A 13,538-nucleotide genomic window follows, 5' to 3' on the forward strand; every position below is an offset into this window, starting at 1 on the left:
ACGTGCTAAGCATAGCAGCAGAACGCCGAAAACACTGGAAGTTGGACAGTAACGCACGGCGCGGATAAATGCAAATACCTTATGAGGCTTGGTGTTTGTATTGCCTGGTTGACAGGCCAAAGTTATCGGGCGTCGATTTCTACGCGATTGCGGCCGTTTTTCTTAGCGCGGTAAAGTGCGTCGTCGGCAGCTTGAATAATCGCTTCCAGGGAGGTGTCTGTGACTATCCGGCACGAGCAGACGCCAATCGAAATGGTGGTAGGTATGTGCTGATTTTGGTATTGAAACGTATGCTGCATCACCGTATGTCTGATGCGTTCCGCCAAGGCGGCTGCGGCATCGCTGGATATTTCCCGCAATAACATGATGAATTCTTCGCCGCCGTAACGGGCCAGAAAATCCTCCTGGCGCATTTCCGCATTCAGGATTTTCGCCAATTCTTTAAGTACCTGGTCGCCGGCGAGGTGGCCGAAATTGTCGTTGGTGCGCTTGAAATGGTCGGCGTCGCACATCATCACCGTCAATCGGGTTTCGTTACGTTTACAAAAAGACAATTCTTGTTGCGCGCGCAGCATGAAGGCGTTGCGGTTAAGGATGTTGGTCATCGCATCCAGATTCGCTGCCGCGTAAAGCGCCTGTTCGGATTTGGCTTCGTTGAAACGTTTGTAATCGATTTTAAGGTAGGTGTCGCCCAACAGGATTCTGTCGAGTAATTCGAGTTTATGTTTTACAACACGCTTGCCGTTGACGTAAGTGCCGTTGGTGGAGTTTAAGTCTTCGAGCAGGATATGCTGGCTTTGCACCCAAATCCTGCCGTGGCGCCGGGAGACCTTAGGATCGGGAATCTGAATATCCACGGACGGTTCGCGGCCCAACACATGCTGATGATTGTGTAATTTGAATTGCTTGCCTTGTTCGCTACCGGATAAAACCACCAAATACGGCTCGAGCTCCGAAAGGTCGCGGCCGTTTTCGGATAGTTTGCCGACTAAGGTGTTGGACAAGATTACCTGGGTTTTGTCAGGAGGCGTGGTCATCGGTTGATTCCTAATCATCTCCTGGCGTGATTAATGAAATAAGCTTTTTAGACTGTTCGACTAGCCGCAAGATTGTGTGGTCGAGCGGGTAAGGGCTGTAGGCGCAACCCTACAAAATGTAGTGTCTCAGATAGTCGGACAGCTATCAAGGTTAGCGATGTCGAGCTGAAGGCAGAAAAGCGATTTGAGGGTAGTGTGCGGCGTGGAATGTTGCTCAGCAGCAGCCGAAGCGCGGATCCGCTTCGGCTCGCTTGTGGTTTAAGCGAAGGCTTTTTTGAAAAACTCCGGCATCGCCAGACTGGCTTTGTGAATGTCGCTGTTGTAGTAGACGGTCTCAAAGCCCTTGTTGGCGGCATCCAGCTCGCGGAATTTCGACAACTCGGTTTTACTGGCCATCGTCGCGCTCCACCAGCCCGATGGATAAATGCATTGCGGGAAGAACACGGTTTGTTGGTGTTCAAAGCCGGCGGCCCGCATTTCTGCGCGCATTTCCTTCAGGATTTTCATATGCAGCAAGGCCGATTCGCTTTGTTGCACCACAATGCCGTTTGCGCTCAATGCTTTATAGCAATCTCTGTAAAAATCGGCGCTGAATAAGCCCTCCGCCGGACCGACCGGGTCGGTGCTGTCGACGATGATGATGTCCACGCTGTTCGGCGCGGCGTCTTTCACCCATTTAATACCGTCGATAAATTTCAGGTCGGCGCGCGGATCGTTGTTGGACTCGCACAATTCCGGGAAATAGATTTCCGCCAAACGGGTGACGCGCTCGTCGATGTCGATTTGCACCGCTGATTCAACGCCGGGGTGTTTCAACACCTCGCGCAAGGTACCGCAGTCGCCGCCGCCGATGATCAACACGTTTTTCGGATTGGGATGAGTAAACAACACCGGGTGGCTAATCATCTCGTGATAAAAGAAATTATCCCGGGTGGAGACCATGGTGCAGCCGTCGATCACCATCAAGTTGCCGAACTGTTCGGTTTCGTATATCTCCAGAAACTGAAATTCGGATTGCTCCTCGTGGAGTTTACGGGTGATTTTTAATGAAAAGGCGGTACCGGTAGCGGTTTGCGCTTCGCTGAACCATTGGTCGTCGAGCATGATGAAGTCCTGTAAAAAGTCATATAACGTTCATCATTATACTTTAGAATTTCTACCTCTTTATGACAGTCCGAGTAGAACGCGTGCCAACACAAACCTGGTCGATTGAACAATCCAAGCAGCTTTACGCTATCCAGCAATGGGGTAACGGTTATTTTTCGATTAACGATCAAGGCCATGTCTGCGTAAAACCGCGGGCCGATTGCGCGACCGAAATCGATCTGTTCGAGATCGCCCAGGCCCTGCGGGAAAAGGGTTTGAACTTTCCGGTGCTGGTGCGTTTTACCGATATTTTGCGCGACCGCATCCGCCAGCTACAGCAGGGATTTGATCAAGCGAGAGCCTCACATCGTTACAACGGGCATTACACACCGGTGTATCCGATCAAGGTTAATCAGCAAGGCAATGTGGTGGAAAGCATCGTTGCCGCCGAGCATATCGGTCTGGAAGCCGGCAGCAAACCAGAATTATTGGCGATTTTAGGGCTGGCCAAACCCAGCGGCACTATTGTCTGCAACGGTTATAAAGACCGGGCTTACATCCGCATGGCCTTGATGGGACAGTTGATGGGTTTGTCGGTGTTCATTGTCATTGAAAAGCCTTCCGAGCTGGAGATGATTATCGAAGAGGCCGCTAAACTGCAAGTAACACCAATGATCGGTTTGCGCGTGCGGCTATCGACTATCAGCGCCGGCAAATGGCAAAACAGCGGCGGCGAAAAATCCAAGTTTGGCTTGCATGCCAGCGAAGTATTGCAACTCATCGCCCGCTTGCAGCAACTGGATATGTTGAACTGCTTGCAGCTGATGCACTTTCATATGGGCTCGCAGATTGCCAATATCCACGACATCAAGCTGGCCTTGAAAGAGGCCGGCCAGTTTTATCTGCAATTGCATAAACTCGGCGCCAACATTACCACCGTCGATGCCGGCGGCGGTTTGGGCGTGGATTACGACGGCAGCGGTTCGCGGCGCGAATGTTCGATCAATTACAGCGTCAACGAATACGCAGAAAACATCGTCCGCGCTTTTGCCGAAGTGGCTGAGCAACAGGGTTTGCCGCAGCCCAATATCATCACAGAATCAGGCCGAGCCATCACTGCTCACCACGCGGTGTTGATTACCAATGTCACCGAAGTGGAAAGTCTTCAAGGCGCTGCTGCGCCGGTGGAAATATCCGGGCAAAATATCGCGGAAGCCTATCACAACGCCCAATTCAACATGGCCGAAGCCCGCGCTCAGTTCGTGCAAGGCGATTTGTCGTTGACCGAACTGGCGGAAGCCGAGAAATACTATGTGAGCTTGTGCCAGCAAATTCAGCGCGAGTTGAACCTGGATAACCATCATCACCGGGAGATTTTGCAGGAATTAGACGAAAAACTGGCGGACAAGGTATTCTGCAATTTTTCCCTGTTTCAATCGATGCCCGACATTTGGGGTATAGACCAGATTTTCCCGATCATGCCCATTCACCAGTTGCACCAGCAACCCACCCGGCGCGCGGTGTTGCAGGATTTGACCTGCGACTCGGACGGCCGTATCGATCAATACGTCGATCATCAGAACATCGCCAACACCATGCCGTTGCATACCATCGCCGAAGATCAGGATTATCTGATCGGCTTTTTCATGGTCGGTGCTTATCAGGAAATTTTGGGGGATATGCATAACCTGTTCGGCGATACGCATTCGATTAATATCGAATTGGACGAACAGGGCTATCGCTTCGGCGACTTCATGGAAGGCGAGGATGTCAGCGAATTGCTGGATTATGTGCATATTAATACCGAAGCTTTGAAAACCGCCTATCGGCAAAAGCTAGACGGCAGCGGATTGTCGGCCGGGCAAAAGCAGGCTTTCGAGCAAGAGTTGCTGGCCGGATTGAACGCTTATACCTACTTGGAAAAATAAGCGCGACGATTGCAGTTTCGGTACTGCGACAGCGTGGCGTTTTGTAAATCGCAGTGCGGTCTGTCAGGGCCAGACCAAGGCGCTATAATGGCTCCCAAAACATTAAAGGGGTTATGACATGCGGGTAGGCTTGATCGGATTGGGGGCAATGGGCCAGGGCATGGCGCGCAACCTTGCCAAGGCAGGATGCTTGACTACGGTTTACAATCGGACCGCTAGTAAAGCCGAGACGTTAGCGGCGGAATTGCAAATCCAGGCTTGCGAGACTATCGAACAGTTGGCTGGTCAAGTCGATGTCGTGTTGATCTGTGTGTCGGCCGATAAAGACGTGTTGATGGTGGTGGATGCTATCGCCAAAACTATCCGGCCCGGCTGCGTGGTGGTGGATATGTCCACGGTTAGCGGCGAGACGGCGACTGTGGCGGCTCAAAAACTAGCGGAAAAACAGGCTGCCTTCCTGGATGCACCCGTATCCGGCGGCGTGGAAGGCGCCAACAAAGGCACGTTGGCCATGATGGTCGGTGGCGACCCGAAAACTTTGGAACGGGTTCGCCCGGTGTTGGCGGCAATGACCGCACGTATCGAGCACATGGGTGGTGTTGGCGCCGGGCAAGCCTGCAAGGCAGTGAACCAAATCATGTGTGCCGGGATTAACCAGGCAGTGACCGAAGCCTTGGCCTTTGCAGAGGCTCAGGGATTACCGATGGAAAAAGTCATCGATGTTGTTAGCGGTGGCGCGGCCGGTAATTGGTTCTTGCAGCATCGCGGCAAGACCATGACGCAAAACCAATTCCCGCCGGGTTTTAAACTAGCGCTTCATCATAAAGACTTAAAAATAGCTCAGCATATGGCTCAGCATGCCGGCGTAGGTTGCTCGCTAACCATTACTACGCTGGCCGATTATGCCAAACTGATGGCCAAAGGTTACGGCGACGAGGACATTTCCGCGTTGTATCGATTAAAACAGAAACGAACTTCCAATTAGTTTACAAGGTGTAACGATGAAAATTACGGTGTTTGGCAGTGGATATGTAGGTTTGGTGACGGGCGCCTGTCTGGCAGAAGTGGGTAATCAAGTGCTGTGCATGGATGTCGACCAGCGCAAAATCGACCAACTCAAGCAAGGCATCATTCCGATCTACGAGCCGGGTTTGGACGAGATGGTCAAGGACAACGTCGCCGCCGGTCGCTTGAGCTTTACCACCGACGTCAAGGAAGCCGTGGATTTCGGCTTGTTTCAATTCATCGCGGTGGGTACGCCGCCGGACGAAGATGGCTCGGCTGATTTGAAATACGTACTGGCCGTGGCGAAAAGCATCGCCGAACACATGAGCGATTACAAAATCGTCGTCGATAAATCCACCGTGCCGGTCGGCACCGCCGACAAGGTCAAACAGGCCATCAAGGATGTATTGGCCGAGCGCAGTCAGGAGTTGGAATTCGACGTCGTCTCCAATCCCGAATTTTTGAAAGAAGGCTCGGCGCTGGACGATTTCATGAAACCGGACCGCATCATCATCGGCACCGACAACCCCAGAACAGCCGAATTGTTGAAAGCGCTTTACGCGCCGTTCAATCGCAGCCGCGAACGAGTTATCACGATGGACATACGTTCCGCCGAGCTGACTAAATACGCCGCTAATGCCATGCTGGCGACCAAAATCAGTTTCATGAACGAATTAGCCAACCTGGCGGAAAGACTGGGTGCCGACATCGAAAATGTCCGCCACGGCATCGGCTCCGACAGCCGCATCGGTTACAGCTTTATCTATCCCGGCTGCGGCTATGGTGGCTCCTGCTTTCCGAAAGATGTCAAAGCCCTGGAACGCACCGCCCGAGATTACGGCTATCAAGCCGAGCTGCTTAGCGCGGTCGAAAACGTTAACGACCGGCAAAAGCACCGCTTATTCGAAAAAGTCTCCACGCATTACCCAAGCGGCGTGAAAGGCAAAACCTTTGCCTTGTGGGGCCTGGCGTTTAAACCCAACACCGACGACATGCGCGAAGCCCCTAGCCGGGTATTGCTGGAAGCCCTGATCGATGCCGGCGCGACAGTACGCGCTTACGACCCGGAAGCGATGGAAGAAGCGCAGCGCATCTATGGCGACAAAACCGGATTGGTGTATTGCGCGAAACAGGCAGACACCTTAAGAGATGTGGATGCGTTGATCATCGTTACCGAATGGAAACAATTCCGCAGCCCGGATTTCGATGACTTGAGCCGCTTGTTGAAAGACAAGGTGATATTTGATGGGCGGAATATGTATGAGCCGAGGTTGGTTAAGCAGTTTGGGTTGCAGTATTACGCGATCGGGCGGTAATACTCTCCCTCTCTTGCTGGAGAGGGTTGGGGTGAGGAGATTTTGGTGTCGCTGGCACGACGGCTTGATTTAATGTCGGTTCGCGGACCGACAACCGCGATACTTTCTTTTGCTCCGCCAAAAGAAAGTACCCAAAGAAAAGGCGGCCCGGATGCCGCTTGTTCCCTGCGCTCCGAAGCTTTCGCCGGGGGGTGACGAAAGGGGCTTCCTGCCCCTTCGTCAACGTGCGGCATCCCTGCCGCACCCCTTCGGGCTGATCCCGCCAAAAGCTCCGGTGCTCGGCGCGGCATACGGGAGACCCCCCGCCCCAAATCCGCAGCTTATTGTTTACGAAGTTTTGTAGGGCGAAGTACGGAGATAGTCCAGGTAGAAAAGGCAATATGGCAGGCAATCTTGGCATATGTCACCAGCCTAACTAGGTTCAACGCGGATAAAATTCTTCGTTCCCTCTCGGGGTGAGAGAACGAGATAGATTGGTTTGAGCTGCAATTGCGGGGTGGTTTCTTCCCCCGAATGCCGCGCCGCCTTTTCTTTGGATACTTTCTTTTAGCGGAGCAAAAGAAAGTATCTCGGCCGTCGGGCCGAGACCCGACTTCAACATAGCCGTCGCGCTAGCGACACAAACCTAAGAAGACCGAAGCTGACTATGCTTCACCCCATACCCAAAATAAATCAAAAACCCAATCAGCAACCAAACAAATAACCTAATCCAAGTATCAATCGGCAATCCCGCCATCAAACTCAGACACACCAAAATCCCGCCAATCGGCACATAAGGCACGGCCGGACATTTGAAGTGGCGTTCCATTTCCGGGTGGCTGTTGCGCAGGATCCAAACACCGCCGCACACCAGCACAAATGCAAACAAAGTACCGATACTGACTAGTTCGCCGAGTTTTTCGATAGGCATGAAGCCGGCCAGCAAAGACACGGCCACCCCGACCAGGATGGTGGATAAATGCGGAGTTTGGAACTTGGGGTGGACTTGCGCGAACAATGGCGGCAACAATTGATCCTTGGCCATCGAGAAGAATATGCGGCTTTGGCCCATCAGCAATACCAGCATTACCGAGGTTAAGCCGGCGATGGCGGCGATTTTAATGATCGGTGACAGCCAGTTCATGCCGACATGATCGACCGCCAGCGCAATGGGGGCCGGGACGTTCAATTCGGTGTAAGGGATGATGCCGGTCAACACGCCGGCTACCAGTATGTAGAGCAGGGTGCAGACGGCCAGCGAGGCGATAATGCCGATGGGTACGTCACGCTGAGGGTTAACGGCTTCCTGGGCGGCAGTGGATACCGCATCAAAGCCGATATAGGCAAAGAAAATTACCCCGGCACCGGTCAAGACGCCGCCGAAACCAAAGGGTGTGAAATTCGCCCAGTTTTCGGTTTGGATATGTCCTGAGCCGGCGACAATGAACACTACAATTACCGACAGTTTGATCAAGACCATGACGAAATTGAAGATCGCCGACTGGCGGATACCGATCACCAGCAAGCCGGTCAGTAATAAAATGATCGTCACGGCCGGCAAATTGATGAAGCCGGCCTCCGGATTGGCCAGATAAGCAGTGGTCAGATAGGTGGGTAAATGTATCCCTAGATTTTCCAGAAAACTGGTGAGATAGCCGGCCCAGCCTATCGCCACCGTGCTGCTGGCCAGGGCATATTCCAGGATCAAATCCCAGCCGATGATCCAGGCCATCAGTTCGCCCATCGTCGCATACGCATAGCTGTAGGCACTGCCCGATACCGGAATCATCGCCGCCAGTTCGCTGTAACACATCGCCGCTAAGCCGCAGGCGATGCCGGCCAAAATGAACGACACCACGATGGCCGGGCCGGCGTATTTGGCCGCGGCAATGCCGGTCAGGACGAAGATGCCGGCGCCGATCACCGCGCCTATGCCCAGGATGGTTAAATCCTTGGCGGTGAGGGTTTGCTTTAAGCCGTGCTGAACATCGGTCAAGGCTTCGACGGATTTACGTTGCAGTAATTGCTTGGGGATTTGCATGAAGTGGTCTCGATTATTTGGAAGGGGCCGGCTTTACTGAATCGGGCAGGTTTTGGGCGCCGTCAAAACGGGTGCCGGTAGTCACCGCCTCGGTGAAAATCGCATCGTGCAATTTGGCTTGCGAGAAATTGGCATTGGTCAGATTGGCTCCGGTCAGATTTGCGCCATCCATCTCGGCGGAATACAGGTCGGCGTTTTGCAAGTTGGCGTTATTCAGTTTGGCGTGTTTCAACATGGCTCGGCCGAGCTGGGCATTGCTGAGGTTGGCGCCGGTCAGATTGGCGCCTTTCAAGCTGGCGCGCATCAAGCCCATTGATTGGTTTTTCATATCCGCCGCCCATTGCACGTTACTGAGATTGGCGTGGCTCAAATTGGCACCGTCCATGATTGCTACCACGCGGCTGCCGCTCATGTCGGCGTTGCTGAGGTCGGCGTGCATCAGGCTGACGCCGAAGATGCTGGTGTTGGCTAGATTCGCGGCGCTGAGCTTGATATTGGTCATCACCGTTAAATCCAAGGTCAGGCCTTGCAGGTTACTTTTATTCAGATTGGAACGCCGTAAATCGGCGCCCCATAAATCAGCGTTGCGAAAATCCAGATTGGACAAGTCCAGGTCGGTCAAATCCTTACGACGCAGGTCGGCGGGATGTTGTTTGTCCGCTTTGGCCAGCATTTGCTCGACTTGGGCGCGGGTGAGATCGGCGGCATAGGCTATGCTTTGACTAGCCAGAAATAGCGTTACTACTGTTTTGATCGATAAGTTTGTCATTAAAACCTCCGCAATATTGTCATTGTTGATTCGGATAATCCGCTGCTCAGGACCGTATTTTCGTTGATAGTAACAGGGTCACAGACAGACTCAACGAGAAAAATGCGGCGGGGATTGTCCTTGGGTTTTTATCGGGATTATGCGGAACCTGGCAGGGGGAATGGCTTTGCATTGTGATGCCGGCCCAGTTAAACGTAGCTTGCGGAATTGCTGTTACATTACAATGTGTTTGATAGCCCAGGTGTTTTCGACTTTTCAGCGTTGCATTAATTGCCTTATAGAAAAATAACATGACAGAAACTTCGCTAGCCGCGCTTGTCGTTGATTTGGATGGCACGCTGACGCCCACCGATACCCTGGTCGAATCGGTATTACAGGTCTGCAAACGGCAGCCGCACGCTATATTCAAATTGCCGTTTTGGTTAATGAAGGGGCGGGCAGTTTTTAAAACCCGCGTAGCGCAAGCATCGTCTCTTGATGTCGAGAGTTTGCCTTATCGGACTGATTTGCTGGAGTATTTGCGCGCGGAAAAGCGCCGGGGCAGACAGTTGGTGCTGGCTACCGCAGCGCATACCGATATTGCCGATGCGGTTGCCAAGCATCTGGATTTGTTCGATAAGGTGTTAGGTAGCGATGAAAACCATAACCTAAAAGGCGTCAACAAGCTGGAGGCCATCCGCGAGGCTGTGGGGCCTAATTTTGTCTATGCGGGCGACAGCAAGGCCGATTTGCCGATTTGGCAGGCTGCGCAGGCGGCGATACTGGTCAATACCTCAAAGTCCGTCGCTAAAACTGTGCGGACAAATACCCGGATAGAACAGGAGTTTACTTCCGGCGTCAATCAACTCCGCTTGTGGCTGCGGGCGTTGCGGGTGCATCAATGGATGAAGAATCTATTGATATTCGTACCGCTGTTAACGGCCTTTTCGTTTGACGATTTGGATAAGCTAGGCACTGTTGTGCTGGGCTTTTTCGGGTTTTCCTTGGCCGCTTCCGCCACGTATATGGGTAACGATTTGTGGGATCTGGACAGCGACCGCAACCATCCACGCAAGAAATTCAGACCGTTTGCCAGCGCCGAATTGCCCATTCTGAAAGGCCTGGCAGCCGCTTGTGGACTATTGCTGATCGGCCTGGTTTTAGCTCTGACCGTATCGCAGGCTTTTTTGGGCATGCTGCTGCTGTATTTATTCGTCACCACTACTTACACATGGCTGTTGAAATCCTATGTATTGATTGACGTGATGGTGCTTTCGTTGCTGTATACACTCAGGATTATTGCCGGTTCCGTGGCTGCGGCGGTAGCGACCAGTTCCTGGTTGTTGGCGTTTTCGGTGTTTATCTTTTTCAGTCTGGCTTTAGTCAAGCGTTGTTCCGAGCTCGTGGCCTTACAACAAAAGGGGCGAGAAAGCACGCACGGTCGAGATTACCGGGCGGTGGATCTGGTAGTGCTTTGGCCCTTGGGCGTCAGTTCCGCATTGTGCGCGGTGGTGGTGTTTGGTTTGTTTATTACCTCGGCAGACACGCAGGCGCGTTACTTAAATCCGCAACTATTGTGGTTGGTCGCGATAGGCCTGATTTACTGGTTGGCGCGCCTGTGGATTAAAACCGCTCGCGGGGAAATGCACGATGACCCGCTGGTGTTTGCGGTTCGCGATTTCGGTAGCCGGATGACAGTTCTGTTGATGCTATTCGCTACGCTTGCCGCTCATTTTTTACCTTGGGAATAACTCATGCAAATTCTACTGATCGCCATTTTTAGCATCGTGCTGTCTGTTGCCGCGCAATTCATGTTGAAACTCGGTATGTCCAGTTTGGATGTCAAGCAGGCCATGGCCGGGCCGCTGACGCCGCGTCTGCCCTGGATCGTATTTACCAACAAATTTGTGTTTGCTGGTTTTACCTTGTACGGCGTCGGCGCCATAGTTTGGTTGAAGGTGTTGGCATCATGGGATGTCAGTAAAGCCTATCCCTTAGTAGGCTTGGGCTTTGCGTTAACCGTGCTGATCGGGATGCTGCTCGGCGAGACTGTCACCGCTTTCCGCGTCTTGGGCATTTTGTTGATTTGCGAGGGCGTTTGGTTGGTGGCCAATTCCTAATTCTGTTCCGAGATATTTAACAAGTATGACTTGGCAACTTAGAGCACTGTTACATCAATTATTCATTCTGTCGGCGATATCGCTACTGGTGATGGTGCATTTGCACTACAGGTCGCCGAGTTTTCCGTTTACGCCGGATAGCGCCAGTTATATCGAACAAGCCAGAAACTTTCTCGATTCCGGCAGCTTGCTGATTACCCCGTATGGCTTGGCGCCGGGCGACCAGGATCAGATCGAGAATCGCTTGTTTCCCATCGGCTTTGCCGTGGTGTTGGCGGCCGTTTCCAGTTTTGGTATCGATGCGAAAGATGCGGCTATAGGTCTGGCGCATTTTTCCGCGATCACGCTGCCTTGGCTATTGTTCTTTAGTTTTCGCCGTAGCATAGGTCCCATCCTCTCCTTGCTGTTGGCCGGACTGGTTGCGTTATCGCCGGGTGTGCTCAAGCATTCGCTGATGGGGCTGACCGATGTATTCGGTTTATGGTTAGCGGTGGCTGTGATTGGTTTGATGCTGAATTCGCGGTCTATCTCCGGCTTTATCTTCGCCGGTTTGCTCGCGGGTGTGGCTTATGCGATCAGAAATGCCCATTTAGCATTGTTGGTCACCATTGTTTTATATTTTTGTTATGGCTGGTTAAGCGGCGCTGCGGGGGAACGGCGCGCTGTTTTGCTACAGGCTGTCGCGACGATGTTCGGTATGGCCGTGATTGTAGCGCCGCTGTTACTCAGAAATATAGTGATATTCGGCTCGCCGAATCCGTATTTGATGGGGCCAAGCACGATAGGTTTTGTCGAGAATCTGCGCACTTATATCGAGGCTTTGCTAAAGGATGGAACGGCTTGCAGCGAATGTGCCCGTTATGTGGCTTGGTCGCTACCGGGTTTACTGGGTTTCGGGGGGGTAATTATCGCCGCTGCCTACGCGGTTTATAAATACCGCTGGTCCAATCTACCGACTTCCGGCAAAAAAGCCTTCGCTATTTCAACGATTTATCTGGCTATGGGATCCTGTGTGGTCGTCGCCGCCCGTACCCGCTATCAATGGGGGGAACTGATTAATCTTCGCCACACCCTGCAATATTCCCCCTTTTTATTGGCTGGAATGTTTGCGCTGATGGCAGATTATGGCAAGAAGCCCGTTCTTCATCTTAATGGCTGGAAGAAGGCCAAGTTGGCGATTTCTGTCTGCTTGGTGTTTTTCCATGTTAACTATGCGGTCAATTCGGAGAGTTTCCGCAATAGCGATAACGAATACCCGAAATTGGCGAAGGCATTTTCAACGGGAAAAGCCTATTTGTGCGGCAATCAGGCAGACACTTACTTGGTGTCTAATTGGGCGCATGTATTTCGGATAGAGTGCGGCGCACGAGTCCGCCAGATTGAGGCAATTACGGCTGGGGCAAAGGGCGATGAAATGCGAGCATTCATGTCCGCCGGCGATGGGTATGTTTCAGTGCTCGATGCTGTCAGCGATATAAAACAGCAAGCTGGCAGCAGACCAATACGCGTCGGTTTATTTCCGGGCCGATTCGGTGTGGGGCCTGAAAATTTGCCTTTGTCAGCCGTTGATGAGCGGCAAGTAGCGGCAAAAGGCTGGCAAATTATTAAAAATGATCAACAGGGCCTGATTCTGGAATATTCAAAAGTCGGCATCCAGCAAATGGATGCGCTATGACTCGCTATCGCAAAAATGCATTTAAAACTGCGCTGGATTTTGACAACAAGCAGCTGAATCTGTGTTTGGCGCAAATTACCAAGCAACAAGCCTTGCTTGCTATTGTTAGAACGGCGTTACCGGCTGATATTGCCCCGCACGCCGTACATTGCGTGGCCTCCGGTTCGCAGCTGCTGTTGTACTGCGATTCGGCCAGCTGGGCATCGCAAATACGGTTTTTCAATCGAGCGATTTTAGACAAGTTGCATGGCGCAGGGCATCCCTATATTGTCCGATTGCAAGTGCGCATCGTTCCGCCGATAGCCGAGCCGGTTCAGCCGAAACGCGTGCCGTGTTTACCGTCGGTTGAAAATATCGGTTTGATTTGCGATCAAGCGCAGCGAGGCGATGAGCTAGACGTGTTGGGCGCAGCTCTGGCGCGCTTAGGGGCGACACTTAACAAGCGATTGATGGAAGGCAGGTAGGTAGTCAGCTTGCTTCGTAGATATGGGCGATCACCCTAAAAAACATACGGCTGCTTTGGCCGCAGTTGTCGGATCTACTATCAAACTGGAATAAGCTCAGAATGAGCGCTCTGAGGGATTGATTGCGGCTAGTAGTCAG

11 protein-coding genes are annotated in these 13,538 nt (G+C 52.4%); 7 read left to right on the plus strand and 4 right to left on the minus strand.

From position 1 onward, the window contains the following. Window positions 1-122: 122 nt before the first annotated feature. Together ACR64Q_RS22195 and speE are read right to left on the minus strand one after the other, a co-directional pair. The gene (locus ACR64Q_RS22195; protein ID WP_313733173.1) at window positions 123-1,037 is read right to left on the minus strand and encodes a GGDEF domain-containing protein; all 915 of its coding nucleotides are present in this window, start codon (window positions 1,035-1,037) and stop codon (window positions 123-125) included. Between the two features lie 258 nt (window positions 1,038-1,295). Further along, window positions 1,296-2,141 carry a polyamine aminopropyltransferase gene (gene speE / locus ACR64Q_RS22200; RefSeq protein ID WP_313733174.1) on the minus strand — a complete coding sequence of 282 codons (846 nt, stop codon included), beginning with the start codon at window positions 2,139-2,141 and terminating at the stop codon, window positions 1,296-1,298. Between the two features lie 83 nt (window positions 2,142-2,224). Between speE and speA the strand changes: the two genes are divergently transcribed. From speA to ACR64Q_RS22215, 3 genes are all read left to right on the plus strand, one after another. Further along, on the plus strand, window positions 2,225-4,051 hold the full coding sequence (speA, locus tag ACR64Q_RS22205) for a biosynthetic arginine decarboxylase (protein ID WP_483823430.1): 1,827 nt from the start codon (window positions 2,225-2,227) through the stop codon (window positions 4,049-4,051). Between the two features lie 118 nt (window positions 4,052-4,169). Then, entirely contained in the window at window positions 4,170-5,036 is an 867-nt protein-coding gene (locus ACR64Q_RS22210) for an NAD(P)-dependent oxidoreductase (RefSeq protein WP_313733176.1), read from the plus strand. Between the two features lie 16 nt (window positions 5,037-5,052). Continuing rightward, window positions 5,053-6,372: a UDP-glucose dehydrogenase family protein gene (locus ACR64Q_RS22215; RefSeq protein ID WP_313733177.1), complete on the plus strand. Its 1,320-nt coding sequence runs from the start codon at window positions 5,053-5,055 to the stop codon at window positions 6,370-6,372. Between the two features lie 625 nt (window positions 6,373-6,997). On the opposite strand, the gene ACR64Q_RS22220 is transcribed toward ACR64Q_RS22215, so the two are convergent. Together ACR64Q_RS22220 and ACR64Q_RS22225 are read right to left on the minus strand one after the other, a co-directional pair. After that, window positions 6,998-8,392, minus strand: coding sequence for an amino acid permease (locus ACR64Q_RS22220; protein ID WP_026602963.1), 1,395 nt, complete (start codon window positions 8,390-8,392; stop codon window positions 6,998-7,000). Window positions 8,393-8,405: 13 nt separating this feature from the next. Continuing rightward, on the minus strand, window positions 8,406-9,161 hold the full coding sequence (locus ACR64Q_RS22225; RefSeq protein ID WP_026602964.1) for a pentapeptide repeat-containing protein: 756 nt from the start codon (window positions 9,159-9,161) through the stop codon (window positions 8,406-8,408). 290 nt (window positions 9,162-9,451) lie between these two features. On the opposite strand from ACR64Q_RS22225, the gene ACR64Q_RS22230 reads away from it, so the two are divergent. From ACR64Q_RS22230 to ACR64Q_RS22245, 4 genes are read left to right on the plus strand one after another with little or no spacing between them, the layout of a single operon-like run. Beyond that, the gene (locus ACR64Q_RS22230; RefSeq protein WP_026602965.1) at window positions 9,452-10,891 is read left to right on the plus strand and encodes a UbiA family prenyltransferase; all 1,440 of its coding nucleotides are present in this window, start codon (window positions 9,452-9,454) and stop codon (window positions 10,889-10,891) included. A gap of 3 nt (window positions 10,892-10,894) precedes the next feature. Beyond that, window positions 10,895-11,260: a DMT family transporter gene (locus ACR64Q_RS22235; protein WP_026602966.1), complete on the plus strand. Its 366-nt coding sequence runs from the start codon at window positions 10,895-10,897 to the stop codon at window positions 11,258-11,260. A 25-nt stretch (window positions 11,261-11,285) separates the two neighbouring features. Then, a complete protein-coding gene (locus ACR64Q_RS22240; RefSeq protein ID WP_313733178.1) occupies window positions 11,286-12,935 on the plus strand; it encodes a hypothetical protein in 1,650 nt (549 codons plus the stop codon). Then, a complete protein-coding gene (locus tag ACR64Q_RS22245; protein ID WP_026602968.1) occupies window positions 12,932-13,399 on the plus strand; it encodes a DciA family protein in 468 nt (155 codons plus the stop codon). Before ACR64Q_RS22240 ends, ACR64Q_RS22245 begins: the two co-directional genes overlap by 4 nt. The last annotated feature ends 139 nt before the right edge of the window (window positions 13,400-13,538 follow it).

Source organism: Methylomonas sp. 2F7 (assembly GCF_057126975.1).